Genomic DNA, 23,751 nt, shown 5'->3' on the forward strand with positions numbered 1-23,751 from the left:
ATTTCTTTTGATAATCTTTCTCCGTTTATACTTTCTTTAAAATATTTTCCCTCCATCTCTCACATCTTTTAAAGTGATCACCTTTAATTAAATTGTAGTTTGAAGCGCTTTCTCCTTCAATGCTCATTGAGTTCTTATTTTGTTGACTGCTGAAACAAATCATGAACCTAAATAAAACAACTTCCTGTAAGCACGTTTTCAAACATCAATTTTTATAAAAATGTGATTTCCATCACATTTTTTATCCGATTATTTTGTTATACTTCCATTGAGAATAATTATCACTAAAAGAGGTGTTATCGATTGACTAAAGTATTAGATTTAAATCGAACCATCTTAGAATTAACAACCACTTATCCAGAATTAATTAACGTTTTAAAAGAGGTAGGCTTTGAAAAAATTACGGACCCTCGTATGATGCAAACCGCAGGACGAATCATGACCATTCCTAAAGGATGTCGCATGAGAAAAATATCAATAGAAACAGTAAAACAAGCTTGTATAGATCATGGGTTTACGATTATGGAAGAGGGAAGGGACACGTATGAGTGAATTAATAAACAATCGAAAAGAATTAAAAAAAGAAGCTTCCGAACGCCAACGGCTTTTAAAAGAAATCATCAAAGATTTACATGCTGGCAAGTCAGTTGAAGAAGTAAAAGCTCAATTTGAAAATGCCGTTGGTAATATTTCTGTATCGGAAATTTCCCAGCTTGAACAAGCTCTTATGGAAGAAGAAGGGATTCCAGTTGAAGAAGTACAACGATTATGTTCTGTGCACACAGCAGTATTTAAAGGATCCATTGATGATATTCATGCCTCTTCTTCCCAAAAATTAGAAGAAGAAGTTGGACATCCAATTCATACCTTTAAACATGAAAATAAAGAAATTGATTTATTGGTAAATTTCAAGCTTCAGCTTCATTATGAACGATTTGAAAAAGATGATTCTCCAGAAAATGTCCAAAAACTTCTGGAGGACATACAACTATTATTAGATATCGATAAACACTATAGCCGCAAAGAAAATTTACTATTTCCCTTTCTTGAAAAATACGGTATTTATGGACCTACCCAGGTTATGTGGGGAGTAGATGATACAATTCGTGATGCTATCAAATTAGCAAAACAACAATTAGAAGATTATCACGGAGACAAACAAGACATTCTGAATAATATTTACTTTATAATTCAGGAAACTACTGAAATGATTTTCAAAGAAGAGAATATTCTATTTCCGATGGCCCAAAGTACATTAACTGAAGATGAATGGATAAAAATTGCAACCGAAAGCGAAGAAATTGGCTATTGTTTTATTAAACCAGTAGAAAAATGGATTCCAAAGCGAGTATCTATACAAGAGAAAACCTCTATAGATATGATAGAAGATGGACTGATTCATTTAGAAACTGGCATTCTTTCTGTCAAACAGCTAGAGCTAATGCTAAATCATTTGCCAGTGGATATAACCTTTATTGATAAAGACGATGTTGTGCGGTACTTTTCTCATGGCAAAGAAAGAATATTTGCCCGAACAAAAGCCGTTATCGGACGTACTGTTCAAAACTGTCATCCTCCTAAAAGTGTACATGTAGTGGAAAAATTATTAGAAGAATTTAAGTCTGGAGAAAAAGATTGTGAAGATTTCTGGATTAAATTCAAGGATAAATATGTATATATACGTTATTTTGCCGTAAGAAATGAACAAAATGAATATATTGGAACTTTAGAATTCACCCAAAATATCCAACCTATCCAAGCAATAGACGGGGAAAAAAGAATTCTTGGTTAATGAAATAAGGAAAGGGGCTGGGACATAAGTATTCCAGCCAAGGATAAATCGAACAATTATACGAAGCTACTAATGAAAGTTCCGTATAATTGTTTGGTTTTTTTATTTGTTTTTTAAAGGATGTTCCCATGAAGTTTAGTGCGATTCCCCACAGCCAGAATACACTTCGCTTTCCGTAGGGCTAAGCTTAAGCCTCCTCAGCTTTGCCTCCGGGGGGCTGCTTTCGCACACTTTTTTACAAGAGGAAATATGATTAGTTGGTTAAACAGAGCAGCCGGAATACACGAAGACGCCACGGGGATTAGCGAGACAGTCTGAGACCATAAGAAAACTTCTATCAGTGGTGGTCTTATTGCCTATTAAGAGTGGGATAAATAAAGATAAAAGCTGTCCTATATAAATCTAACTTCATAACTGGATTTCTCCTCATACACCTAGAAATCCAAGTGGTTTATGTAGTAGACTTTGCAGGACAGCCCGTCTCTTATTTTACATTTTAAAGAAGCTGATTTTTTCCTTCATCTCATCTGTCATTTTTCCTAGACTAACAGCTGAATGACTAACTTCGATTGTCGCTGAAGACATTTCTTCTGCTGATGCAGATATTTCCTCTGCTGAAGCTGCTACATCTTCAGAAATGGCTGATGTATTTTCCAATTCTTCTAAAATAATCTCTTTCTCATTTTGAATTTTCACTGACGCATCTTTCGTTTTTATTATCTCTGGTATCATACTTTCTACTGCTTTTAAGATCTCTTCAAAGGAATGGATAGTGCTGCCTAATTGTTCTTTCTGTTGAAGAAGGTCCTTGTTAACTTCTTCCGCTGTGCCAACCATATTTTTAGTATCTAGTGATACCCCTTTTATAATCGAATCAATTCTTTCGGAAGAATCTTTGCTTTTTTCTGCTAATGTTCTTATCTCATTGGCAACTACAGAGAAGCCTTTCCCTGCCTCTCCTGCCCTTGCTGCTTCTATTGCCGCATTTAATGCAAGCAGATTAGTTTGATCAGCAATGGAATGAATGAGTTCTGTCATTGCTTGAACAGAACTAATATTACCCCCTAATGCATTTACACGATTAATTAACTCCAGAAACGTTTGATTTAGCTTTTCAAATGACTGAATCATCTGCTCCATCTCTATACTGTTATCTTTAGCCATTCTCATAATCAAGTCTGCTGATCCATTTACACCTGTAACTGATTGATCCATATTATTTAAGTCGTCTGCAAATTGATGAATAACTGTCTTTATGGTCGTTAATTTTTCAAATTGGGCTGAAGCACCATCTGCCACATCCGCTATAGCGGAGGCAACATTTTCAGAAGTGGCGCTAATGTCTTGTGAGAAAGATGATAAATTTTTCGCATGATTATCAATATTCTCAGCATTGTTTTGAAAATTTCCAATTACATCTTTTAGTTTTTCTTGCATAATCGAAAGAGCTCTTCCAATATCGCCGAGTTCGTCTTTTCTGCTCAACTCTTTATTGGTAAACTGATTTTCTAATCTTCCAAGTGAAATAGACTCTGCAAATCCGCTGTATTTTTTAGCAACTCTACCCATTTTAGTAGAATATATAACAATCAAAATCGTTAATATAGTTGTTGCAATCACTACTGCAACTGCAAAAGTAATCCCTAACTGATTTAAGCTAGCAAATAAATTTTTTTCACTAACGCTTATTCCTATTTTCCAATTAGTATCAGGGAGAGTGGAGTAATAAAAGCTGAATTTTTGTCCCTCTTCTGTATATTGTGTTTTTCCTCTTTCGCTTGTTATCAAATCGTCGGTTACAGCAGCATATGGTGACTTATCTTGATCTGCTATATTGGTATTTGATAAGAGCGTATGATCAACGCCGCCTAAAAAATATCCCTCTGAATCTATTAGAATTGCTTTTCCATTATAATTAATCTCTAAACCGTCGATAAGTTTCTGAATGCTGCTAATATCAACATCTACAGTAACTACACCAAGCAATTGATTATTGCTCTTATTAATTGGATAAGCTGCTGTTACCATCGATACATTTGTGGCAGGATCAAAGTAAGCTTTTGTCCATCCTCCCTCAATCTGTTTACCAACTGTATACCACTCTGTCGACCATATATCGATATCTCCTGTTGTGTATGAATCGTCGGTTACTATCTTATCACCATTACGATAAGCATATGGTGCAAATTTCTCCTTTTCTGGAAAGGCATCTTTTTCAAACCATATTCCCATTCCAAATGTTTCATCATACATCGAAATATAATTAGTTAATAACTCATTATAATTTTGTTCTGTTAAATTATCACTATTCACTTCAATTGCTTTTGCCATACTTCTCGCAGCGCTTTTTTCCAATGCTAAAATCTCATTAACCTGTGCTGCTGTTTCATTCAGCTTTATTGTCATTTGCTCATCTAATTGATTAACAATTACTTGCTTTGAAAATATATAGCCAATTGCTGAAAAAATATTAAGGCAAACCAATACAACGGGAATAATGAAGATAATCATAGATTTCGCGATGCCTGTTCTTCTCTGCTGTGTTTTTTTCATCTGTTTCCTCCAATAGGTTTTTCTCACTTATATATCGGGGGTAACTGCCTATTATTAAGGACTATTCTCTCTGGAAAATTATTTTCCAAAAAAAATAGAGAAAAAAGGTGAATTTTTTCTCTAAGAATGAAAGTATTATTTCTAATATCACTTATTTACATCTATCACCGTGTCTTTAGAACAATTTATCAGAAAATAATAATCCCGTTTTATTTAGATGCTATTATAACTGTGAAGGATTTAGAAGACACCACTAAGCTGTCACTAAATCCTAATAGGAATCACTAAAACCGTCCCCCTGATTCTCTATCTCCCTGTCTTTGCAGTAGATGCTTCATAAATAGAGGTAACTGCTTCTTTTAGGGTGTTGTTGAATTCTTCTTCTGATTGATTGACGTTTAGTTCTTCGCTTAGGGCCCTGGAGAAGCTTGCAATTATATTGTCGTTTTCTTTTAATTTTTGATTCGCTTCTTCTCTACTATATCCGCCAGACAGAGCTACTACGCGAATAACCCTTGAATGAGTGGTTAATTCTTTATACGTATTGGCAACTGTTGGAATCGACAACTTTAACATGACATTCTCATCTTCTTTCAAGTTATGGAGGTGTTTTAATAGTTCCCGTTTCAAAATAGCTTCCGATTGTTCTTTATCCGGGCTATTAATATCTACTTCTGGTTCAATTATTGGTACTAATCCTGCTGCAATTATTTGCTTTCCTACTTCAAATTGCTGGTCCACAACTGCTTTAATGCTTTCTGGATTTGCTTCTTTTATGACAGATCTCATTTTGGTTCCGAAAATATGACGTTCTTTCGCACGACGGAGTATGTCATCTAAATCTGTGATTGGCTTCATCAACTGAACCCCATTTGTGAGCTCTGCTAGCCCTTTATCAATTTTTAAAAAGGGGACAATCCCTTTTTTCTCTGCTAAATAATCGGCCGTATACATCCCTTCTATTTTGCTATCCATCGTTTGTTCGAACAAGATAGCACCAAGAATATACTCAGAATCAAATGCTGGAGAAGTAATAATTCTTGTCCGCATTTGGTGCACCAAATCAAACATTTCTTCCTCATTTGTATAAGTATTTTCCGCTACTCCATAATGGAGCAAAGCCTTTGGTGTACTGCCACCACTTTGATCTAATGCAGCAATAAACCCCTTTTTTGTTTTCATTTTCTCCAATTGGTTGTTCATCTTATTTTATCCTCCTCTTAATATGAATGATTTACTTAAATTATTCACATTCGTGGAGAAGTTAAAACATTATTATTATTATTCTTTAAATAATTCTAGTTAGCTTTTTATGGTTTAGTCCTAGTTTCAACTAAGCACTTTTAAAAAAGTAAATTTCGAAAAGAATAGTTCTTTAGACCTATTTAAAAAGGTGCCATTTAGCGTTATCTTAATTATCAATGGGAATAGTCGGAATTTATTATTCTGAATTTTACCATCCTTCTGTTTTTTGAAAAATAATATTTAGAAAGGACTTGCCTATGATTGAATTAAAGAACATTCATAAATCTTATACGCGCAAGAATACGACAGTAGAAGCTTTAAAAGGAATTAATTTAAAAGTAAATAAAGGCGATATTTTTGGTGTCATAGGATACAGCGGTGCAGGAAAAAGCACCCTAATTCGCCTTGTGAATTATTTAGAAATACCAACAAAAGGAGAAGTCATCGTTAATGGTCAATCTTTAGCCAATTTTAATAAAAAGGAACTGAGGGAAACAAAAAAACAAATTGGAATGATCTTTCAGCACTTTAATTTATTGGAATCAAAAAAGATCTTCGACAATGTAGCTATCCCTTTAGTACTTCAAAAGAAAGGGAAACAAGAGATTAAAAAAAGGGTAACGGAATTGCTAGATTTTGTCGGATTAAGTGATAAATCAAACAGTTATCCAAGCGAATTATCAGGTGGTCAAAAACAACGCGTTGGAATTGCTAGAGCTTTAGCTTCCAACCCATCCATTTTACTTTGTGATGAAGCAACATCTGCACTTGATCCTGAAACAACACAATCTATTTTACAGTTATTAAAAAAAATCAATGCAGAATATAACATAACGATTATGATTATTACACATGAAATGGCTGTTATTCAGGAAATATGTAACAAAGTAGCAGTTATGGAAAAAGGAAAAATAATTGAGGTTGGAACCGTCCTTGAAGTGTTTGGAAAACCACAACATCCAACAACTAAAAATTTTGTGCAAACTGTCATTCATGCAAAAGTTCCAACTAGCCTGCAAAATAACGTTGATTTTAGACATCAAACTTTTAAACTTGAATTTATTGGAGAAACAGCTTCAGAACCAATCATCTATGAACTAATCCATCATCATCACCTCAAATTAAATATTCTTTATGCAAATATGACGGAAATTCAAGGTACTGCAATTGGTAATATGATTATTCAATTAAATGGCGAATCATCGAATATTCAACATGCCCTATCCTATCTTCAAAATAAAAATGTTCTTTTTGAGGAGGTACATACGTAATGACTACTAATATTACTTTGGATCAATTTTTTCAAGCTATAATTGATACTCTTTATATGGTTGGATTCTCCCTATTTATTGGATCCTTAATTGGAATCCCGCTAGGAATATTATTAGTTGTAACAAGAAATGGAGGAGTATTGGAAAATAAAATAATCTATTCCCTATTAAATCCAATCATAAATATTTTACGATCCCTTCCTTTTATTATTTTATTAGTGGCCATTATTCCATTTACTAGATTAATTGTACAAACATCTATTGGAACTGCTGCTGCAATAGTTCCGCTAATCATTTATATCGCCCCTTACATTGGCAGATTAGTAGAAAACTCTCTTTTAGAGGTTAATCCAGGAATTATCGAGGCCGCTCAATCAATGGGAGCTACTCCCTTACAAATAATCTGGTATTTTCTATTACCTGAAGCAGTTGGTTCTTTAGTTCTTTCTATTACTACCGCAACAATTGGTTTAATTGGTGCAACTGCTATGGCTGGAACAGTTGGTGGAGGTGGTGTAGGTGATTTAGCGATTGTTTATGGTTATCAAAGATTCGATACGGTTGTAATGGTGCTAACAGTCATAGTCCTTATTATTATGGTTCAAGGAATACAGTCACTTGGTAACTTCTTGGCACGAAAAGCAAGACGTAACTAAACAAGAATAGACCTTTCATTTTAAATATATAGATAAGGAGATAAAGTATGGGAACTTGGACAAAACAGGATCGATTTAATGCCCTTCTATCCGGTGAAAAAGCAGATCGTCCGATTATAAGTGGATGGAGACACTTTATTGATAAAGAACAAAATGCCAATGATTTAACAAGTTCAACAGTGAACTTTACAAAAAAATACAATTGGGATTGGGTTAAAATTAATCCTAGAGCTACTTATCTTGCAGAAATTTGGGGAAATGAATACGACTTTACAGACTATCATTCTGTCTTTCCGAGACAATTAACTACCATACTACCCAAACCTTCGGATGTATGGAAATTAGAAGCAAGAAAAGTGTTCAAATCTTCTTCTTTACTTGAACAACTAGCAGCTTGCAAAAATATTAGAACTGAATTACCTGAAATACCCTTAACACAGACTATTTTTTCTCCGCTATCTGTATTACTTTTTATTGCAGGTAGGTCTGCATATGTATATGAAACAGTATTTGGTATAGATACTCCTGTTACATTTGAAAGCTTATTTGTAGAGAACCGTTCTGGTGTACATCATGCTTTGCATGTTATCGTGCTAACTATCGCTGAGTATGTTCAAGAATTAGATAGAGTAGGAATAAACGGTCTTTTTTATGCAGTAACAGGCACAGCTAATCCTAATTTATTTGATGAAGCTGCCTTTAATGAATTCTCTAGACCATATGATTTAATCGTTTTAGAAGCTGCCCAAAATGGAAAAAGAATTTTACATACTTGCGGACCTAATGCGCAGCCTGAAAAATTCAATGATTACCCTATAGAAGGGATAAGTTGGGATACAAAAGCCACAGGGAATCCAAGTTTATTAGCAAATGTAAAAGCAACCGTGGTTGGTGGTGTGGATCATCATTTATTTGCAGAGAATCATGTTAAAACAATCACAAACGAGACGAAGAATGCTCTTAAGTTGATGGAAAATAAACCATTTATTGTTGCTCCTAATTGTGCCATTCCACTTAACGTTACGGAAGAATCATTGTATGCATTTAGAAAATCCATTACAGAAAAGGAGATCACAAAATGAAAAAAATATTAATTACTATTTTAGTCGGATTACTTCTTATTTTAGGAGGTTGTGGAAAAGACAAATCAACTACTGGAGAAGACAAGAAAGAAATAACAGTCGGTTTCGGTGTCGGGACATATGAAGAACAATTTCGTAACGGGATTCTACCGATTTTAGAGGACAAAGGATATGATGTCACGATTAAAACATTTAGCCAAAACATGCAAGTAAACCCTGCCATGAAGGAAGGCTCTATTGATGCAAGTGTATTTCAAAGTACTGCTTATATGAATGGTATCAATGAAGAACTTAATACAAACATGACTGGAATCACTTTTGTCCCGAGCGCTCCTCAAGGGTTATATTCTACTAACCATACATCATTGGATGAAGTTAAAGATGGAACGACAGTTGCTGTTCCAAATGACCCCGTAAACCAAGAGCGTGCTGTACGCATTCTTGAAGAATTAGGATGGATACAGGTTGATGAGAATGCGGGTACGACTGATTTTAATTTAAATAGTGTTAAAGCGGATAAGTATGATATTGATATTAAAGTTTTAGATCCCGCTCAAATCTTAGTTTCTTTACAGGATGTTGACTATGGAGTAGTAAATGGTAATTACATCGCAAGCGCTGGTAAAAAAATTACGGATGCCTTAAAAATTGAAAACACACCCGAAGAACATCGTATTATTGTATCCATTAATGAAGCGGATAAAGATACTGAGTGGGCTAAAGATTTAAAAGATGCCTACGAGTCTGATAAATTTAAGTCTTATATGGAATCACAAGAGAAATATGATGGATTCATTCTGTTAGATGCTTGGAAATAAAAAATAGGTGCTGTTAATATCTTTCCTGTGTAGGTTAAATTTACTGGCACAGGATAGATTCTATCCATTGTTTTATGCAAACATTTTTAAAATGACTACTAATTTTCCCAATAAAAAAGGAGCTTAAATCATGAAAAAGATATATTTTATCGGTGGAGGACAAATGGTTGAAGCAATTATTCGGGCTATTATTCATAACAAAATTGTAGAGGAGAAACAAATTACTGTTTTTGATATCGATCCTTCTCGCCTACAATATCTTGCTGAAACGTATGGAATTGAAGTGGTTTTTAATGAAAAAAGCGGCTTTAGGGATGCGGATCTCATTATTATTGGGGTAAGACCACAAGATGATATCAAAACGATTGGTAGTCTAATTGATCAATATGCCGATCAGACTGCTACCATCCTTTCCATTGTTGCTGGGGTTACATTAAAAAAACTTGAATCCTATTTACAGAACCGATTTGCCCTTGCTCGTGTTATCCCTAATACGTTAACAGATACTGGATTTGGATACAGTGCTGCTACACTAAATGAGCTTGCTGATAAAACCAAAATCGATTCATTTTTAAATGGCTTTGGTAAAGTGGAATACATGGATGAATCCTTATTAGATATATTTACTGGTTACGGGGTTGCAGGTCCAAACTATATTTATTATTTTATTGAATCATTAGCAGATGCCGGTGTTCTAGCAGGTTTGCCAAGAGACTTGTCTTGGAAAGTTGCTTTAGAAAACATGAATGGTGCAGTTGAAATGTTAAAGTTATCAGGAAAACATCCAAGACAATTATTAGATATTAATAATTCACCTGGCGGGGTTGGAATTAATGCGTTATTTGAACTAAATAAAAGTGATTTTGCTGCTGGATTACAAAGTAGTGTTTTAACTGCTGTTAAACGAACATCTCAATTAGGAGGAGAAACAAAGTGACAAAAGTAAAGTGGGATCATATTGTTCACTATGTTAACGACATAGAAGAACCAATTGATTTATTTAAAGAAAAAAACTTAATTGCTTTTAGAGGCGGATCTCATAAACAATGGGGAACCTACAACTCTCTTAGTTACTTTGATTTAACCTATATTGAATTCTTAGGAATTGAAAATAGAGATTTAGTTAAACACGTTAAAGAACCGAACAGAGTAGTAAAAGATGCTATTCAATATCTGCCTGAGCATGAAGCCCTAAGTAGAGTTGCCCTTCGTACAGATAATATAGAGGAAATAGCTGCTAGATTAAGAGATACAGGGCTCACCCTTTCCCCAATTATGGCTGGAAAACGATTAGATAGTAAGGGAGAATTAATCGAATGGAAAATGATGACGATTGACGGTTCTTTTCAAGGTTTACCTTACCCATTTGTAATCCAATGGAAAGGCACAGATTCAGAGCGTTTAAAATCACTGCAATCTTCAGGGGTTATTCAAGATCATCCTGCTGGTAAAACGATTATCCACCAAGCAATATTTACAGTATCTGATCCATTAGCTGTTGCTGAACATTGGAAAGAGATATTTCACTTAAACAGTATCAATTTTTCTGACACTGTAGCTACTCTATCGATCGGAGAACAAAGCTTTCTATTTAAGAAAGGTTCTTTCAATCAGCTAACTGAAATCATTCTTTTAACTGAATCTCCACAGCTTCAAAATAAATCACTCACGATAGGAGAAGGAACTTATACCTTTAAATCGATAGAATAACTCTACCTCTCCATTTAATTTAAGTGTGGAATTGTCCCAAAAAGGTAACAAACTATATGTATTGAGTTAAAATATAGCTTGTATGGTCTAAAAACTTTTCGGGACAATTCTGTTTCTATTTTTGTATAGTACTAACATCCTTTAGAAATTAGAGCTTATTTTTATACTTCTCATAAAACCGCTCTACTCGACCGCCTCGATCAGAGAATTTTTGACGTCCTGTATAAAAAGGATGGGTATCGGAACTTATTTCAACTTTTATTAGAGGGTAGCTTTTCCCATCTTTCCAGACAATTTCTTCCTTCGATTGTTTAGTCGATCCTGTTAAAAATTGAAACCCACTATTAACATCCATGAATACAACTTCTTGATAAGTCGGATGAATTCCTTTTTTCATTATATAGTCCTCCTATAAGTTGATTTAAATCTTTTAATCACCAGCTAGATTTTTTCACACCAGGTAGTTGTCCTTTATGTGCATATTCTCGAAAAGCAATTCTAGACATCTTAAATTTTCTGAGATAGCCTCTTGGTCTTCCAGTAACTTCACATCTATTTTTCAATCTCGTCGGCGAAGAATCTCTAGGTAGTTTTCTTAATGCTTCATAATCGCCCTTTTCTTTCAACTCTTTGCGAATTTCAGCATATTTCTCCACCATTTCTCTTCTTTTTCTCGCTTTTACTACTTTTGATTTTTTTGCCAAAGTTCCTTTTCCTCCTTTATCCTAAATCGCCATCATTACGATTTACTAAATACAAGTATTCTTTTCAAAAGGCTGTTTTGGTAAAGTTTGTTGCTATTACCCGCAGCCGGAATACACTTCGCTTTCCGTGGGGCTCGCGCTGAGCCTCCTCAGCTTCGCCTCCGGGGTCTCAGGCTGTCTCGCTAATCCCACAGGAGTCTACGTGTATTCCGGCTGCTCCATTTTTCCAACTAATTCTTTTTTTCTATTGAAAAAACAATAATCCTTTAGAAAACAGCCTTTCAAAAACACTTATCTATCATAAAACGAAATCATTACGATTTGCAAGTTTTCTGCTTCTATTCATCATCTATCTTGCTTGGAGCTGCCAATAAAATGGATCTCTTAATTGATGCCAATCTCCATGAAACTCTTCTTCCGTTAATAAACATTCATCCAATTCCTTTTTGATAAGCTCCACATTTAAATCCATTCCAATAAACACAAGCTTTGTATGTCTGTCACCAAATTGAGGGTCCCAATTTTCTCTCAAAGACGGATTAACGCTGAGAATGTCCTGTTGTCTAGCCTCTGGAAGTGATGCAACCCAGTAGGAAATAGGCTCGATAGTCACTGAAGGCCCTGCTTGAGATAACAGCAAAGCAAGATTATTTCTAGTCGCACACCAAGATATTCCTTTCGCTCTTACAATGGAAAGTGGCATTGAATGACACCAATCATTAAAACGTTCCGAGTGAAACGGTCTTTTAATTGAATAAACAAACGAGCTAATACCGTATTCCTCTGTTTCTGGTGTATGCATGCTTGGACCAATATTTAATTCTCGTAACCAACCTGCAGACTCACTTGCTCGATCAAAATCAAAAAGGTTCGTATCTAGGATTTCTTGTGGATCTATTTCGCTATTCACTGTACGAATGATTCTGGCAACTGGCTGTAACGTTCTAATAACCTGTTCTAATTTATCCAAATCATCTGCTGCTACTAAATCACATTTGTTAAGAATTAGCACATCACAGAACTCTATTTGATCGATTAGTAAATCGGCAACATTTCTATCATCATCAGCCCCAACTGCTTCTTTTCGGTCAAGTAAAGAGTCTCCAGATTCGTAATCATGCCAAAAACGATTTGCATCAACTACCGTTACCATCGTATCCAATTTACAAAATTTAGTTAAATCTATTCCCATCTCTTCATCTATGTAAGAAAAAGTTTGTGCAACCGGAATAGGTTCACTGATTCCAGATGATTCAATTAAAATATAATCAATATCGCCTTCAGTCGCTAGCCTCTCCACTTCTACAAGCAAATCTTCACGCAATGTGCAGCAAATACATCCATTTGACATTTCCACAAGTTTCTCTTCTGTCCGGGAAAAACCACCCTTTGTTTGCACTAATTCACTATCAATATTCACCTCGCTCATATCATTCACAATTACTGCAACCTTCAGTCCATTTCGATTATGTAAAATATGATTCAGCAATGTCGTCTTTCCAGCTCCTAAATAACCACTTAACACAGTTACCGGTATTTTTCTCATTTCCTCACTCCTTTTTTGATTTCACACAAATCGTAATCATTACGATTTATATAATAAACCCATTAATAAAAAAAAGCAAGGGAATCAAGGGGACGGTTCGAGGGCACTGAAAAACTGGCTAGTTAATGATGATGGGCAATAGCCACTTTTTAAACATAAGATGATGGATTTGTTTTTCGAGGCGTCCGCTCGCTTTCCATGGGGCGAGCGCCAAGCCTCCTCGTCACACTACGTCCGGGGTCTCGGGCTTTCTCGCAGCTCCCACAGGAGTCGAGCGGACGCCTCTCCAAACCAACCTTATTTTCACTTTCCAATGTGCTTGCTCTTCATTTCGCACGAAAAAAAGGCTTTTTCAGTGGTCTCGGACGGTTCTTCTGATTCCCAATTAAAAATGTCTTCAGTAGAACCGTCCCTCTGAATCCTGTCATCTATAAATATATTATAATTCTTTCGATGATAATGGTAAGAACAGTTTAACTCCGCGTTTATTAAATGGTAGTATTTTTAAATCTGCTAGTAGATGACTGATGTATCCTCCAATACAAGTGTAGAACAATCCGTTAATCCCAAGCGAAGTCTCTAAATCTGCGGCAATTATTCCAAAGTAAACAACGCCTAAAATAGAATGCGTATAACTTCGATGAGAGGTAAATGAGGCAATCATAATATAGATTCCTAGAAGAATAATCCATCGCTCTTCTACAGATATTCCGCCCATCAGAACAGCGATACCAGTAATTGTTAACATATGTTTTCGTTTAATCAAAGAGGCAATAAATAAAATCAATATACCAATTCCGACACCTATCCACCTCTCTCCTGCCGTCTTTTCAAAGATACTATATAGGATCATCATTATTCCAATGACTTGTGCAGACAGTTGAATCATTTGGTGGGGTAAAGTAATTTTCCCACGAAGCTTCCCGTCAATGTCAAGATCGGGAATTAATCCAGAAACCGCCCCTAAAGAGACGAATAAGAGTGTCTCTGATGGTGTGGATTGCACCGCATTAGCAACAATAAATCCTGTCGCTGATCCAATTACAGCGTGTGATGTTCCATTCAAGTTGATTACACCTCTAATATTTAATATTTTATTGCAACATTACTATTCTACACCAAAACACTTGTTCTGTTTAGAAGGAATTTTTCATTAGAAAAATAGATAGTGAAGATTAAAGTAAATCAATTCTATCTTCATGATAGAATAATAGGAATGAAATAAGTTTATAAGGAGTGTCACATTGAAATTTTTCAGAAATATGTCAAAAGTAGAAGTGATTAATTGGAGAAAAGGAGCAATACTTGGGTTTTACGTCTTTTTATTACTATTATTTGTAAACTATACCAGCTCATTACTATTCAATAAGGAGCCTTTTACCTCTACAGTGATTTTTTGGTCTGGATTATTAGTAGCTTTCGGATGTGAATTTCTCTTAAATTTACTGTCTAAGAAGAATAAATGACTAGTGTAATAAAAGGATCATTAATAGATTCTTTTATCGGCTTATGATACACTCACTTCAAAAGGTGGTTTTGTGGATGCAGCAATTACAATTTGAATCTTCCTGGGATAAACAACTGGCACCTCAGGATCGACGAAATATAGAAAAAATCTTTCAAGAGACTAAAAGTTTAAACAGCACGAGTGTCATCTTCTCCCCTATTCGAGAAGCGATTAATCATAAAGATGCCTTGCTTGTGTCTGTATTAGTTCATAATTTTACGAAAAACCAACTATTATTTAATCAAACTAGATTGCAATATAGATTAAAAGGAAAGGTCGTTGCAGAACATACCTTCACATTCCCTGATCTCGTCATCCCCCCTCATGTAAGTATGCCTTGGACGTTTATTTTTCCAAAAGAGAATTATCAAACTCATACTTCTTATAAGGATGGACTGTTAGAACTGAGCTAGTTTTATTTTTTAAAAAATAAACATTTATTGCTAAACAGCGGTTAACTACATAAATAGTTTGCCTTTGTTAACGTATATTCCGATAGTGAATTAAAACTATATCAGTAGAGTTTTAACAAAAATCGCGAATATGGACAAAAATAAATCGGCAGAAATTCACTATCCAAACATCATTAGAGGCATACCCAATATACAGGAAGAATTCACAAAATATAGGTAATAAGAATAAAGTGAAACTTCCATCAGTGGGGGTTTTCCTTCCTCCCCCACTGATGGTTAGTTGAACCAATCGGACCATTACGGACAGTTGATCTCCCACCTAGCTTCCTCGTATTCTCATATGCTTGAGGGGGGAGTCTTACTGTCCGTTAAGAGTGGGATAAAAAAGAACTTGATAAGGTCAAGCTCTTAGTTATACTGATTTAATACTTTGTTTAATATTTCTTTTGTACTTTCGATTAATTCCAAAGGCTCTTTTATAAACGCATTTTCTCCATATGCGATAAAGTAGTTTGATAAAAAGTTAATATCATTTTTTGCAATTATACCTTTTATAAATCCAGTTCCATCTTCTCTTTTTCTTAAATGGATATTTGGCCAATTAACAGATTCAAATTTCTCTACTCCATTTTTAGTGAACTCCACATATAATTCCATCATGTCCTTATCGGGATTAAGAATGGAAAAACGATTATTTAAGTTAATATTTGATAAATCAATAGGACCATTTTTTTCATCAAATTCTACAGATTTTATACGATCACAACGGAAAACTCGATAATCTTCTCTAAAAAAGCAATAGGAAGGACAATACCAATTTCCTTCCTTTGCATAAATACCAATTGGTTGAATGCTTCTTAAGCTGGTTTTTCCACTCGTTTCATAACTAATTATTAAAACTTTTTGGTGCACTGCCGCATCTAGTAACTCTTTTAAAAATGGAATTTTTTCTTGTTGAGGCACCGATACAAAATCAACTCTATTTTGCATTTTATCAATTGTATCTCTAATATCACCGGAAAGATTTAAGTAAAATTTCTTTTTTATTGATTCATACTCCATATCAAAAGGAAGAGATATGTAATGCCGTAATGCATGAATAGCAAAAAATATAGAGACAGCTTCATCCTCACTAAATACTATTGGTGGAAGAATTCTTTCATTTAAGACTTGATACCCTCCATGTGGACCTACTTCTGAATATAATGGAACTCCCATCTCACTTAATTCTTGTAAATCTCTCAGGATAGTTCTTTTTGATACTCCAAATTCTTGTGCTAATTCTCTTACCGTAAATCGTTTTCTTCGATTAACCATCATAATCATTTCATTTAATCTTTTTGCTCGAGACATATTTTCCTCCAAAAAACAAAAGTGACATAAACTGTCACTATTATAATATATAATCACACATAGATAAAGAATAAGGAGGATGGAAATTGAATTAAAAAAACAATTATTTCATGATGTATCTTTAAATTTAAATGATGGAGGACTTTACATGTATATAACCATTTCAGACTTTATTAAAGAATGGAACAAAGAAGCTGTATTAACGCAGAACGTATTAAATGGTTTGACTGATGATTCATTGAAACAACAAGTTTATCAAGAAGGTCGTAATATAGGAAGAATTGCATGGCATTTAACAATAACTGTTCCAGAATACTTGGCTGAATTTGGGTTGAAGATAGAGGAAGTAAAAAATGCGGAAAATATTCCAACTTCAGCAAAAGAAATTGCGGAAACCTTTAATGATGTAAGTGTTAACGCTGCTAAAGTTATGGAAGATCAATGGACTGATGACTCTCTGAAACAAATACAAGATGCCTTTGGAAGACAAGAAACAAATGCCTCCATTCTAATGGGATTAATCAAGCATATTGTTCATCACCGTGGCCAAATTACCGTTCTTATGCGTCAGGCTGGATTGAAACCATTTGGAGTTTATGGACCTCCCAAAGAAGATTGGATTCAATTAGGAGTCAAAAACCCACCATTATAAAGAAAACTTCTATCAGTGGGAGTTTTTCCTCATCTACCACTGATGGTTGGTTGCACTTATCGGACCTTTACCTGCAAGAGTTTGAAAAATATCGAGGATTTTGAAAGATGATTAGCAACATATATTGACTATTACAATCACAAAAGGATAAAAGCAAACTAAAAGATCTGGAACCTGTAGAATACGAGTGCACTGAAAAACTGGCTAGCTAATGATGATGGGCAATAGTCACTTTTTAAACATAAGATGATGGATTTGTCCGCTCCCTTTCCATGGGTCGAGCGGACGCCTCTCCAAACCAACCTTATTTTCACTTTCAAATATGCTTGCTCTTCATTTCGCACGAAAAAAAGACTTTTTCAGTGGTCTCGTAGAATACCGGACTCAGATCCTTAAATTTTCCTAAAAATATATGTCTAACTTTATTGGATTAGATCACTTTCCACATAGCTCTTTTTGTGACATCTTTCACATAAGCAGATAAAGTAAAATTAAGCTTCTTTTTTAAAAGATTTAACAACTGCTTGTGTCTTCTCCGAAATATGATACCAATAGGCAGCTCCTACAAAAATAGCTCCACCGATAATATTCCCAATGGTCACTGGCAATAAATTTGCAAACATGCCACCAATAGATACTGTTTCAGGGTGAGGAATGATAAGTGCAATAGACAATAACGTCATATTTGCGACACTATGTTCAAATCCTGACGTAATAAAAGCGAAGAGACACCAAAAAATCATAATTAATTTTGCTGTTTCATCCTTTAATTTTACAGAACACCAAACTGCTAAACAAACGAGAATATTACAAAGAATTCCACGGATCAGTAATTCCATAAAAGGAGCATTCATTTTCGCTGCCGCTCCGTTAGTTATAAATTCAGCTACTCCTCCAACAGCCAAACCTGAATAACTAAATAATAACGCTACTATAATAGAACCAATAAAGTTGCCAATATAACTATATCCCCATACTTTGCCGGTATCTTTCCAGGTAACTTTATTCTCTAGCATGCCAATTGTCATCACCATATTATTACCAGTAAATAAGTCAGCGCCAGCCATAATAACTAAACTTAATGCAATCCCAAATGAAACTCCCATTATAATTTTCGTGCCTGCAAATCCAGTTGCGCCGAGTAACCCACCAATTGTAAAAATAAGAATAATTCCTAACCCAACAAAAAAACCAGCAAGCATAGAACCAACTAAATACTTCTTTTTACTTGTATTTAAAGCATTCCTTTTCATTAATGCCGTATTACTAAATGCAGTAATAACTTCTTTCATAACGACACTCCTCTACATATAATTTAACCCAAGCATTCCTTTACAAGACTCATTAATTGCTCTTCCATTCTTTCTACCAATACTTCCTTCATGAAACAATCGTACTTTAATGGATGACAAAGTATAACTTCTTTTTCACTGTTTTCAATTTTGCTCTCCATTCTTTTTAATAATCTTCCCGTAAAAAGTAAATACGGAACAACATAAATCTTGTTATATTCCAATTGAAGCTTTTTCAATTCATCAATGAACTCAGGCTGGCCTGCTGTTAAAAAGGCTGGATATACAGGGTAATCTAATTTTTGTTGGACATGCTTGCTTATTTCCTTAAGCTTCCCAATTGGTTCTGGATCACTACTGCCTCTTCCCACTAATAGAATTGCCCCATCATTTTTCAATCGTTTTTCTTCTATTCTTTTCAGAACTAAGTCGATCATTTTCGGATGGAGATCAAATGGCTTTGAAACATAAAAGCTGACTTCTGGAAATCTTTCTTTCACTGCCAATAATTCTTCTGGTATATCTCTTTTAAAATGGGCTGCTGCAAACAAAAGAACAGGTACAACGAGAATATCCCTTGCTCCAGCTCTGATTACTTTTTCCATTGTTTCATCAATCGATGGTGATGCCAGTTCTAAAAAAGCAATTTCTTGTACGGATATATTTATTTCTTTTTTTACTTCTTCGATAAATGCTATGAATTGATTATTTCCTTCCATTATGCGGCTACCATGACCTATATATACAACTGCATCCATTAGCATTCACGCTTCCAATCCTGGTTATCTAGTTCTTGTTGGACCTGCTCATCTATATGCTTAAACCCCTGCTTAGCAGCATACTCCTTCACAGATTGGCCGATTGCTGCAAAGGAAAGTTCCATTGGATTCCGTTCACTAAATTTACGCCATTCTTGTAAAAATAAATCCACAGATTGTTTATTTGGAAAAATAACCGTTTCCCAACAATCTTCTGTCAATAAGCGTTTATTTACTTCATGAAAGCGTTCATCTATTTGAATAGTATGACTAGGTAATGCTAGTAGATTATCTGAAAATATTTGTTTTTCAATTGTTCGCTCATTTCCTATAAAAATAGCACTTCTTTTGTCATAAGATGCCTTTATGCTGCGAATTCCCCTTTTCTCCAATCCCTTACGCGTTTTATCAGATAAGTGTTCTATCTGTCTAGGGAGATCACGCAAGTCATAATCTGCCTTAAACAACTGGGAAAACACGAATTCCACTCCTTCTGCAGAAGCAAAAATCAGTCTTTCTGCATTTACTATCAATTGTAATTCCTCGGTTGTGTAAGAGTGCGCGATAGCTTTTAAAGTAGGGAAGGCATAAGCTTCCGCGCCATTTTTGGAAAAATATCTTTCTAGCAAACTTTCTTCTGATGAGCTTTTGGCAATTAATAATTTCCTTTGATAAAAGGCTTTTTTCTCGAACCAAGCAATAGACGATCTTAGCTGTACAACGTCACCGATTATCGTTAAGGCTGGATTCCCAAGCTCCGCTTCCTTTACCATTTCTACAATTGTTTTTAAGGTCCCCTCGACTACTCGTTGTTTTCCTAGAGTTGCCCACTCAATAACAGCTACTTTGGTATCGCTAGACTTACCTTGTGCTAATAAATTCTCACAAATTCCCGGTAAACCTTTCACCCCCATATAATAGGCAATAGTATCTCCTATTGCTTCTTGCTTAGGTTCATGATGAATGGCAGCCTCATTTTTCTTACAAGCATGCCCTGTTCGAATCGTAAAACTAGTACTATAATCTCGGTGCGTTACTGGAATGCCTGCATAAGCACTAGCTGCAATGCTTGATGTCACACCCGGTACTATTTCAAAAGAAATATCATATTTTGTAATAGCTTCTGCTTCTTCTCCTACTCTTCCAAAAACAGAAGGATCTCCCCCTTTTAACCGGACAACATATTTTCCTTTTAACGCTTCTTCCACTAATGTTTCATTAATCTTTTCTTGTCGCATAATGTGATTGTTTGGTAGCTTCCCACAATAGATAAACGTACAATCCTTGCTTGTAAAACGTAATAATCGTGGATTCGCAAGGCGATCATACAATACAACATCTGCTTTTTTTAAACACTCTATCCCCTTATTTGTAATTAATCCAATATCCCCAGGTCCTGCTCCGACAAATGCTACATACCCCTTGTTCGTATTCATCTCTTACACCATTATATAAATATAGTCATCTTTTATTTGTGTTTCATAAACCTCGACACAGCCATTATCTGGTTTTTGAACTTCGCCTGTGACTAAAGAAATTTTCCAATCATGCAATGGACAGAAGACAAATTCGCCTGATACAATTCCTTCTGCCAACGGCCCATTTTGATGGGGACAGCTGTTTGCAATGGCTCTAACATCTCCATTTGAAAGATGAAACAAAGCAATTGATTTTCCTTTTAAATGAACCTCTTTACCAATTTGTTTAGGTAAATCAGCTAGTTTCATAATCTTATTCCACTCTAAAGTTGCCGTCATCATGTATACCCTCCGTTTTATTCTCCATTATTATCCTTTTATCACTTCATACATTTCTCTCTTCGTCTGATCGTTTAGGACAGAAGACCAAGCTTCTTCGTATGTTGTTTTTGCTTTTTCGAATCTACTTACAAACTGTTCAACATTTTCTACGTTTAATAATGTTTCTTTAACTGTATCAACTCCCATACGTTCCACCCAAGGAGCTGTTCTTTCTCCATAATTAGCATTTTCTCTGTAATATTGAACATAAGCCTTCGCCATCGTAATGACTTCTTCTTCCGTTTTCACTGTAGTTAAGCTATCACATTCGCGAACTTCAGTTCCACCATTTCCACCAATATATAATTGATAGCCATTTTCTACACATATCACGCCAAAGTCTTTTGTAAGTACTTCTGCACAGTTTCGTGGACAGCCCGTTACCCCCATCTTCATTTTATGTGGAGTATCGACCATTTCAATTGCTTGTTCCAATTTAATACCAAGTCCGAGTGAATCCTGTGTTCCAAAGCGGCAAAATCTTGAACCAACACATGATTTTACGTTACGAAGGGATTTAGAATAGGCATAACCAGAACGCATCCCTAACTCTTCCCATACATGTGGTACGTCCTCTTTCTTTACACCATATAATCCGATACGACTCGCACCTGTAATTTTTACTAATGGCACATTATATTTTTTCGCTACTTCTCCTATTTTCACTAAATCTTCTGCAGTGGTTGTTCCCCCATACATACGAGGAATAATAGAGAATGTACCGTCTTTTTGAATGTTCCCTTCCATTTTTTCATTTACAAATCTTGATGCTTTATCATCCTCATACTCTTCTGGGAACAGCATGCGCATATAATAGTTTAGTGCTGGACGACATTTAGAACAGCCTTCCTCACTTGAAAATTCAAGCACCATTCTTACTTCTTTTGGAGACTTAAGTTGCTTTTCTTTTATTTGTGCTACTACTTCATCACGAGTTAGTGTTGTACAACTGCACATGCCTGTTTTTTGAATAGAAGCATCGAAACTGTCACCAAGCGTATGTGCTAAAATACTTTCGACCATTGGTTTACATTTCCCACAAGATCCACCAGCTTTTGTACATCCCTTCACTTCTTCAAAAGTAGTCAATCCTTGCTCTAAGATAGAATGGACAATCGTACCTTTTGTTACCCCATTACAGCCGCACACTGTATCATCTGCACTCATACTTGCTACTAAATCTTCTTCTGAGTCCTGACCACTCTTACTTAAAACAGATGAGCTTATATATTCACTAATATCCGCTTGTTTTTTCAGCATATTAAAGAGACGATTGCCATCTGAAGCATCTCCATATAAGACAATCCCAACAATTTTGTTTTCTGTTACTAAAATCTTTTTATATACTTTTGCAAATTGGTCATGGACAATAATGGCTTCTGTATTCTCATCTTCATGAATTTTCCCCCCTGAGAATAAGTCACAGCCCGCAACTTTCAATTGAGTAGAAAGAATCGATCCTTGGTATCCTTTTCCATTTCCTCCTGTAATGCATTCCGCAAGTGCCATTCCTTGTTCATATAAAGGAGCAACTAATCCATAAGCAATTCCATTATGTTCCGCACACTCTCCTACTGCAAAGATAGATGGATCAGATGTTACCATATGATCATTTACAAGAATAGCACGATTCACTTCTAATCCTGCCTCACGGGCAATCGCCACATTTGGTCGAATTCCTACGGCCATCACAACAAGATCACACTCAATGTTAGTACCATCTGTAAATTTTAATCCCTTCACACGATTGTCTCCATATATTTCGGCTGTCTGCTTTTCCATTAAGAACTTCATACCTTGTGCTTCTAAATCTTTTCTAAGAAGATTTGCTGCAGCAGCATCTAACTGTTGCTCCATTAAAGTTGGCAATAAATGAACAACATGAACTTCCATTCCACGGTCAATTAACCCTCTTGCTGCTTCTAGTCCTAATAAACCTCCACCGATAACAACCGCTTTTTTATAATGTTTTGCTGTTTCCATCATTTTTTCCGTATCATCAATCGTTCTGAAACCAATTACACCTTCTAACTCACTTCCAGGTATCGGTAAAATAAAGGCACTAGATCCTGTTGCTAGGATAAGTTCATCATATTCAATCGTTTTCCCTTTATCAGTAATTACCTTTTTCTCTTCTCTATCAATCTTGATCGCTTTTTCACCTGTTAATAAATTAATATGATTGTCTTGATACCAATTCCAGTCGTTTATATTAATATCATTTACAGTTGTTTTCCCTTGTAAAACATTTGAAAGCATAATGCGATTATAGTTTGGATAAGGTTCATCTCCAATAATCGTGATTTCAAAAAGATCAGCATTCCGCTTCAATATCTCTTCAATTGTCCGTACTCCCGCCATTCCGTTTCCAATCATAACTAATTGCTTTTTCATCTTTATATCCATTCCTTTCGCTTCGCTCAAGGCACAAAACGTAATGAAACAAGTTTGCACTGAGCGTTATTTTGGCAAATCTATAGCCATAGGGATACCAATCAACTACAAATCACGCGGAGGTGAGTGGGCTGCTCCAGTTGTGGAGTGACCGCATTTTTATATGTGTAGATTGCCTTTCCAAGCACAAATAAGTGTGACTTCGA

Annotated in this window: 22 protein-coding genes; 10 read left to right on the forward strand and 12 right to left on the reverse strand. The window is 35.3% G+C overall.

Going from position 1 to position 23,751, the window contains the following annotated elements; all coding sequences use genetic code 11:
• Positions 1-303: 303 nt before the first annotated feature.
• Both NST60_RS03635 and NST60_RS03640 read left to right on the forward strand, forming a co-directional pair.
• Positions 304-552, forward strand: coding sequence for a DUF1858 domain-containing protein (locus NST60_RS03635; RefSeq protein ID WP_016204082.1), 249 nt, complete (start codon positions 304-306; stop codon positions 550-552).
• On the forward strand, positions 545-1,792 hold the full coding sequence (locus NST60_RS03640; protein ID WP_169188232.1) for a DUF438 domain-containing protein: 1,248 nt from the start codon (positions 545-547) through the stop codon (positions 1,790-1,792). Before NST60_RS03635 ends, NST60_RS03640 begins: the two co-directional genes overlap by 8 nt.
• A gap of 489 nt (positions 1,793-2,281) precedes the next feature.
• Here NST60_RS03640 and NST60_RS03645 read toward each other — a convergent pair whose 3' ends face one another.
• Both NST60_RS03645 and NST60_RS03650 read right to left on the reverse strand, forming a co-directional pair.
• Positions 2,282-4,345, reverse strand: a complete 2,064-nt coding sequence (locus tag NST60_RS03645) for a methyl-accepting chemotaxis protein (RefSeq protein ID WP_341098191.1) — start codon at positions 4,343-4,345, stop codon at positions 2,282-2,284.
• Between the two features lie 306 nt (positions 4,346-4,651).
• Complete coding sequence (locus NST60_RS03650; RefSeq protein WP_341098192.1) at positions 4,652-5,548, reverse strand: fructose bisphosphate aldolase; 897 nt, start codon at positions 5,546-5,548, stop codon at positions 4,652-4,654.
• Positions 5,549-5,847: 299 nt separating this feature from the next.
• On the opposite strand from NST60_RS03650, the gene NST60_RS03655 reads away from it, so the two are divergent.
• The 6 genes from NST60_RS03655 to NST60_RS03680 all read left to right on the forward strand — a co-directional run bounded on the left by NST60_RS03655 (position 5,848) and on the right by NST60_RS03680 (position 11,127).
• Positions 5,848-6,861, forward strand: a complete 1,014-nt coding sequence (locus NST60_RS03655) for a methionine ABC transporter ATP-binding protein (RefSeq protein WP_016204086.1) — start codon at positions 5,848-5,850, stop codon at positions 6,859-6,861.
• Complete coding sequence (locus NST60_RS03660) at positions 6,861-7,517, forward strand: methionine ABC transporter permease (RefSeq protein WP_016204087.1); 657 nt, start codon at positions 6,861-6,863, stop codon at positions 7,515-7,517. The genes NST60_RS03655 and NST60_RS03660 overlap by 1 nt, the downstream gene beginning before the upstream one ends.
• 47 nt (positions 7,518-7,564) lie before the next feature.
• A complete protein-coding gene (locus NST60_RS03665) occupies positions 7,565-8,599 on the forward strand; it encodes a uroporphyrinogen decarboxylase family protein (RefSeq protein WP_224427952.1) in 1,035 nt (344 codons plus the stop codon).
• Positions 8,596-9,417, forward strand: a complete 822-nt coding sequence (locus tag NST60_RS03670) for a MetQ/NlpA family ABC transporter substrate-binding protein (protein WP_101730211.1) — start codon at positions 8,596-8,598, stop codon at positions 9,415-9,417. The genes NST60_RS03665 and NST60_RS03670 overlap by 4 nt, the downstream gene beginning before the upstream one ends.
• 130 nt (positions 9,418-9,547) lie before the next feature.
• Positions 9,548-10,354, forward strand: a complete 807-nt coding sequence (locus tag NST60_RS03675; protein WP_016204090.1) for a pyrroline-5-carboxylate reductase family protein — start codon at positions 9,548-9,550, stop codon at positions 10,352-10,354.
• Entirely contained in the window at positions 10,351-11,127 is a 777-nt protein-coding gene (locus NST60_RS03680) for a VOC family protein (protein WP_016204091.1), read from the forward strand. Before NST60_RS03675 ends, NST60_RS03680 begins: the two co-directional genes overlap by 4 nt.
• Before the next feature lie 148 nt (positions 11,128-11,275).
• Here NST60_RS03680 and NST60_RS03685 read toward each other — a convergent pair whose 3' ends face one another.
• From NST60_RS03685 to NST60_RS03700, 4 genes are all read right to left on the reverse strand, one after another.
• Positions 11,276-11,524 (reverse strand): type B 50S ribosomal protein L31, encoded by a 249-nt coding sequence (locus NST60_RS03685; RefSeq protein WP_101730213.1) that lies wholly within the window; start codon positions 11,522-11,524, stop codon positions 11,276-11,278.
• A 37-nt stretch (positions 11,525-11,561) separates the two neighbouring features.
• On the reverse strand, positions 11,562-11,831 hold the full coding sequence (rpsN, locus tag NST60_RS03690) for a 30S ribosomal protein S14 (RefSeq protein ID WP_016204093.1): 270 nt from the start codon (positions 11,829-11,831) through the stop codon (positions 11,562-11,564).
• 349 nt (positions 11,832-12,180) lie between these two features.
• Positions 12,181-13,377: a GTP-binding protein gene (locus NST60_RS03695; RefSeq protein WP_169188228.1), complete on the reverse strand. Its 1,197-nt coding sequence runs from the start codon at positions 13,375-13,377 to the stop codon at positions 12,181-12,183.
• 439 nt (positions 13,378-13,816) lie between these two features.
• Positions 13,817-14,443: a metal-dependent hydrolase gene (locus NST60_RS03700; RefSeq protein ID WP_169188227.1), complete on the reverse strand. Its 627-nt coding sequence runs from the start codon at positions 14,441-14,443 to the stop codon at positions 13,817-13,819.
• Between the two features lie 476 nt (positions 14,444-14,919).
• Here NST60_RS03700 and NST60_RS03705 point away from each other — a divergent pair, with 476 nt between their 5' ends.
• Complete coding sequence (locus NST60_RS03705; protein WP_341098193.1) at positions 14,920-15,297, forward strand: SLAP domain-containing protein; 378 nt, start codon at positions 14,920-14,922, stop codon at positions 15,295-15,297.
• Positions 15,298-15,705: 408 nt separating this feature from the next.
• On the opposite strand, the gene NST60_RS03710 is transcribed toward NST60_RS03705, so the two are convergent.
• Complete coding sequence (locus NST60_RS03710) at positions 15,706-16,650, reverse strand: helix-turn-helix transcriptional regulator (protein WP_328020770.1); 945 nt, start codon at positions 16,648-16,650, stop codon at positions 15,706-15,708.
• 148 nt (positions 16,651-16,798) lie between these two features.
• Here NST60_RS03710 and NST60_RS03715 point away from each other — a divergent pair, with 148 nt between their 5' ends.
• The gene (locus NST60_RS03715) at positions 16,799-17,302 is read left to right on the forward strand and encodes a DinB family protein (RefSeq protein WP_040343851.1); all 504 of its coding nucleotides are present in this window, start codon (positions 16,799-16,801) and stop codon (positions 17,300-17,302) included.
• 491 nt (positions 17,303-17,793) lie between these two features.
• Here the strand turns inward: NST60_RS03715 and NST60_RS03720 are convergent, their stop codons facing one another.
• The 5 genes from NST60_RS03720 to nirB are packed head-to-tail and all read right to left on the reverse strand — an operon-like array spanning position 17,794 to position 23,545.
• Positions 17,794-18,594 carry a formate/nitrite transporter family protein gene (locus NST60_RS03720; RefSeq protein WP_016204100.1) on the reverse strand — a complete coding sequence of 267 codons (801 nt, stop codon included), beginning with the start codon at positions 18,592-18,594 and terminating at the stop codon, positions 17,794-17,796.
• 23 nt (positions 18,595-18,617) lie between these two features.
• Positions 18,618-19,352, reverse strand: a complete 735-nt coding sequence (locus tag NST60_RS03725) for a sirohydrochlorin chelatase (RefSeq protein ID WP_341098195.1) — start codon at positions 19,350-19,352, stop codon at positions 18,618-18,620.
• Positions 19,352-20,788: a uroporphyrinogen-III C-methyltransferase gene (gene cobA / locus NST60_RS03730; RefSeq protein WP_169188224.1), complete on the reverse strand. Its 1,437-nt coding sequence runs from the start codon at positions 20,786-20,788 to the stop codon at positions 19,352-19,354. The genes NST60_RS03725 and cobA overlap by 1 nt, the downstream gene beginning before the upstream one ends.
• A 3-nt stretch (positions 20,789-20,791) precedes the next feature.
• Positions 20,792-21,109, reverse strand: coding sequence for a nitrite reductase small subunit NirD (nirD, locus tag NST60_RS03735; RefSeq protein WP_016204103.1), 318 nt, complete (start codon positions 21,107-21,109; stop codon positions 20,792-20,794).
• Positions 21,110-21,139: 30 nt separating this feature from the next.
• Complete coding sequence (gene nirB, locus NST60_RS03740) at positions 21,140-23,545, reverse strand: nitrite reductase large subunit NirB (RefSeq protein WP_169188223.1); 2,406 nt, start codon at positions 23,543-23,545, stop codon at positions 21,140-21,142.
• Between the last annotated feature and the right edge of the window lie 206 nt (positions 23,546-23,751).

Source organism: Niallia sp. FSL W8-1348 (assembly GCF_038006745.1).
GTDB classification, from domain to species: Bacteria; Bacillota; Bacilli; order Bacillales; family Cytobacillaceae; genus Niallia; species Niallia alba.